Source organism: Pseudoalteromonas sp. G5_S1_54_S4 (assembly GCF_054968565.1).
The window spans coordinates 1-3,722 of the sequence record NZ_JBQKUL010000096.1 but is presented as its reverse complement, the minus strand read 5'-3'; the positions used below and the strand labels follow the sequence as shown (position 1 = coordinate 3,722).

Genomic DNA, 3,722 nt, shown 5'->3' with positions numbered 1-3,722 from the left:
TCCATAGTAAAAAAGACTAAACTCATGGTTATGCTGCTCGGATGGCTCTGTACTTCCTGTTAGCCACCAACCGAAATCGCTCGTTGTTTCAGGTCCTTGTTCTATATCAGATCTGATTATACCGAAATTTAGCTCAGCACTATCTGAGTATGCATAATTGAAATCAGACTCAATAATAATTGCATTTCGCTCAATGCTGGGCGTATTAACCCTATTAAGTGAAGCGCCAAATTTGTTAGCTCCTAAACGGTACTGGCCTCTTAACAACCAAAAATCTCTACCAGATTTCCCGCTATCGGCACTTTCAAATGCAGATAAAAGCCCAAAATCTAATTGTTCACTACTTATTGTGTATTTAATTGCAGAATCCAACTCACCTGAATAGTCTTCATCATAATATGACTCCCCGCCAATTCTTGGCGTATGTACTACTCTTAGAGACTCTGGCCCGGAAACTTCAAATAAACTTTGATTATCATTGAAAAAAGGTCGTTTTTCCGAGAAAAAGCTTTCTATGGCTGAAAAATTAACGACTAACTCATCTGATTCGACCTGACCAAAGTCCGGGTTTATTGTGGCACTTAATTGTTGGCTTTTAGTAGGTTTCCAAAAAAGCTCCGCCCCTATATCAGTAGAGTTTTTGTTGTTTGCAATGTCTCGATTGGCCGAAATGTATGGAAAAACATCTAGGCTCGACTGATTGTTGATTTCAACTTTTTGTTTGTTGAAGTTTGTCAAAAAGCTATTCATTGAAGCGTTTGCCGGAATTGATGAATATGTAGCATTAGTGGATTCATCATAACGCGTAATAGAAAGGCCGAATTCATTCTGCTCTTGAATGGCAAAAGACATAGCAGTCCAAGGGATATAAATTTCAGTGCTCCACGAATCGGTAAATACTTTAGTTTTGAAGTTCCATTGATTGCCCCAATCTAAATCTAACTCTTTATTTTGCTTATAGATACCATCATAATAATATCCTTGATGATTGACTGAAAATACATAACTCGTTTGCTCGGTATTATTCATATCTATCATTAGTTGAATATGATCATTGGTAAAAAGCGAGTCGTTTTCTTGTGTCCTTACTCTTAATGGTTGCTTAGTTGTTGCCACAACAGCTATGTATATGCCGTGGTCAGTTGTTATTATTTGATAAGAAAAGTTGCTCTCTACCTTTGTTAGCGTTTGTGGAACAACTTGGTAATTAACTGTGTTTCTCTTCGCGCTTTGCCAACCTGAATCATTCAGAGAGCCATCAACGACAACTTCAGTTGCAAAGGCAATACTTGAAGCAAACAGATAAAGAAGTTGTAAAGAAGCGTTAAAAGACTTGTTCATTACAGCGATACAGTAAATGTTATTTTCTTCTCAACTAGCGATATTGAAACAGTTGCTCCAATTTTTTCACAGTAGGATTTTACTATTGCTAAACCTAATCCAAATCGTTCTGTTGATGTTCTTGATTCGTCTTTTTGCCATAAAGGATCAAAAAACAATTTAAGCTCATTTTCTTGATAATTTTCGTAGCAGATATTTGAAATTTTGATTAAAGCATTTCTATTATCAATTTTTGATGTTGTTATCTCTATTGCTGAATTAGTTGGACTATAAAAGATTGCATTGTTAATTAAATTTGATAACACAGTTTCTAAAGCAAATTTGTTGGTATTTACTATTAATGAAGGTATATCAAAAAGAAGTGTAATATCTCTATCGTCTGAATTTTCTCTTGAGATAATGTTACTAATTAGATCCGTTAGGTTAATTTTGCTAGTTTCTAACTCATGGCTACTACTACTTTTTTGTAATAGCATGATGCTACTAACGATATTTTTTAAGCGATAGGATATTCCATGGACATCGCTTGCAAGGTTATCTGATATTTCCTTTTCATGAGGAAACTTTAAGGCAACTTCGCTCAAACTTATAAGCTCTGCAATTGGTGTTTTTAATTCGTGAGCAATGTCAGAAGCCATTCTCTGCTCTCGAATGTACAGAATATGATTTTCTTTAATAAACTGATTAACGCCTTCAGCTATCGGAACGAGTTCTTGCGGTAAAAATTCTACTGAAACTTCCGGGTTTTTAGAGTTTAAACTTATTTTTCTTAGCTGCTGACTGAGTTCACTAATTGGTTTTAAACTCCTAGAAACAACAAGTTTGACAATTATTCTTATAATAAATACGGAAAATATAGATGTGAAAATAAAAATAATATCAACAAACCAGTGGATATAGTCTAACTCTTCTCTACTTAGCGCATAGGCAAGTTCCATTGGTTGTTGATTCTTTGCAAATTCTTCTCTGCTTATACCGAGTATTTCACGAATGTCAGAGTCAACCTGAGGAAAAAACTTTGTATACAGCATCCTGCCATTTCTACCGTCTGGTAATACGGTATCTTGAATAATAAATTCATGTAGTTTTACATCTAATCTAGAGAGAGCTTTTATTTCAAAAAGCTCTAGAGTGTCAGATCTCTCAAATACTTCGCTTTTGTACCAAAGTTGGTAATATTCAGGGTTTTCTTTGCCTTCAAATTCCGGCATAAACTCCCCAGCAAAATCAAATTCTATTCCGTTTTCATCTTCTTCAACTAATGTTTCAAGTAGTCCAACTTTGTTGATCATGGCTCGGTCAAACTCATCACTAATCCATGTATCAACACTGATATCAGTTGCTAATAAGATACAAAATAAGAGTAATGAGATTGAAATTGATAGATAGCGACTTAGCTTTTTATGAATTGAATTCATTAATGACTCTCAACGAAGTAGCCAAAGCCACGCTTGGTTTTAATTGGAAGCTCGTAACCAATAGCTCTTACTTTTTTCCGAGCAGAAGAAAGGTGAGCCTCTATAGAATTTTTTGCAATTGCATCATATTGTCCGGCTAGGTATTCGCTGAGCTTTTCAGAAGAAATGACTTTTCCTTGACTGGAAAATAAGCATTCAACCACTTTGTATTCATTAGGGGTTAGCTGAGCATCTTTACCATCACATCTTAATTGTTTTAAATGTAAATCTAGTGATACGGCACCAATATTAATACTGTTAGCGTTCACATTCAAAGTACCGCGCCGCATTAAACAGAGTAAACGGACATGCAGTTCGTCAAAAGAAAAAGGTTTAGTAAGGTAGTCATCTGCACCGTTGAGAAGCCCTTCAACTTTATCTTCTGTAAGGTCTTTCGCAGACAAAATTAATACACGGATATCTTTTCCTGCCTGACGAATTGCCTTTAATATTGAAGTACCATCGACAGAGGGCAACATTAAATCAAGAATTAACAGAGAATAATCACCAGACAGAGCCATACTTAGTCCCTCAGAACCATCTCCAGTATCATCTACGGTGAAACCTAGGTTGGTTAACCCTACTCTTAAACTTCGTCTAAGTGATATTGAATCTTCGATAACTAAAACTTTCAATGATGCATGCCTTTGAGTAAATATTATTCAGAATATCGCTTTAAACTTAAGAGTAGCTGAATTTACACTTAATTTATTTAAAAGCTATTTCGTTAAAGCTCTAGCTTTCCCTCTAAGTTTTCAGATTCTTTTTGTGAAAAATCAATTTTAAATCACAAATTAGAGTATTTAAGTTAACTGAACATGGGGAAATAAGAGGCTTAATGTCCGTTTTGTAGATATATTGATACAACTCAAACATAAAATCAGTGTCTCAAATTCGCTCTTTACCGAAGTTCAGCTAAGTACC

Annotated in this window: 3 protein-coding genes; all 3 read right to left on the bottom strand. The window is 35.0% G+C overall.

Annotated features, from left to right (window positions below; genetic code table 11):
• Positions 1–1,341, bottom strand: a 1,341-nt coding sequence (locus ACTRWE_RS18895) for a DUF5916 domain-containing protein (RefSeq protein ID WP_273002657.1), incomplete at its 3' end; no start/stop codon positions are given.
• Positions 1,341–2,759, bottom strand: coding sequence for a sensor histidine kinase (locus tag ACTRWE_RS18890; protein ID WP_462880506.1), 1,419 nt, complete (start codon positions 2,757–2,759; stop codon positions 1,341–1,343). The genes ACTRWE_RS18895 and ACTRWE_RS18890, both read right to left, overlap by 1 nt.
• On the bottom strand, positions 2,759–3,433 hold the full coding sequence (locus ACTRWE_RS18885) for a response regulator transcription factor (protein WP_462880505.1): 675 nt from the start codon (positions 3,431–3,433) through the stop codon (positions 2,759–2,761). The genes ACTRWE_RS18890 and ACTRWE_RS18885 overlap by 1 nt, the downstream gene beginning before the upstream one ends.
• Between the last annotated feature and the right edge of the window lie 289 nt (positions 3,434–3,722).

Excerpts from the sequence above, each read along its gene's own strand:
- ACTRWE_RS18890 (WP_462880506.1), bottom strand. The coding sequence starts at position 2,759 with ATGAATTCAATTCATAAAAAGCTAAGTCGCTATCTATCAATTTCAATC.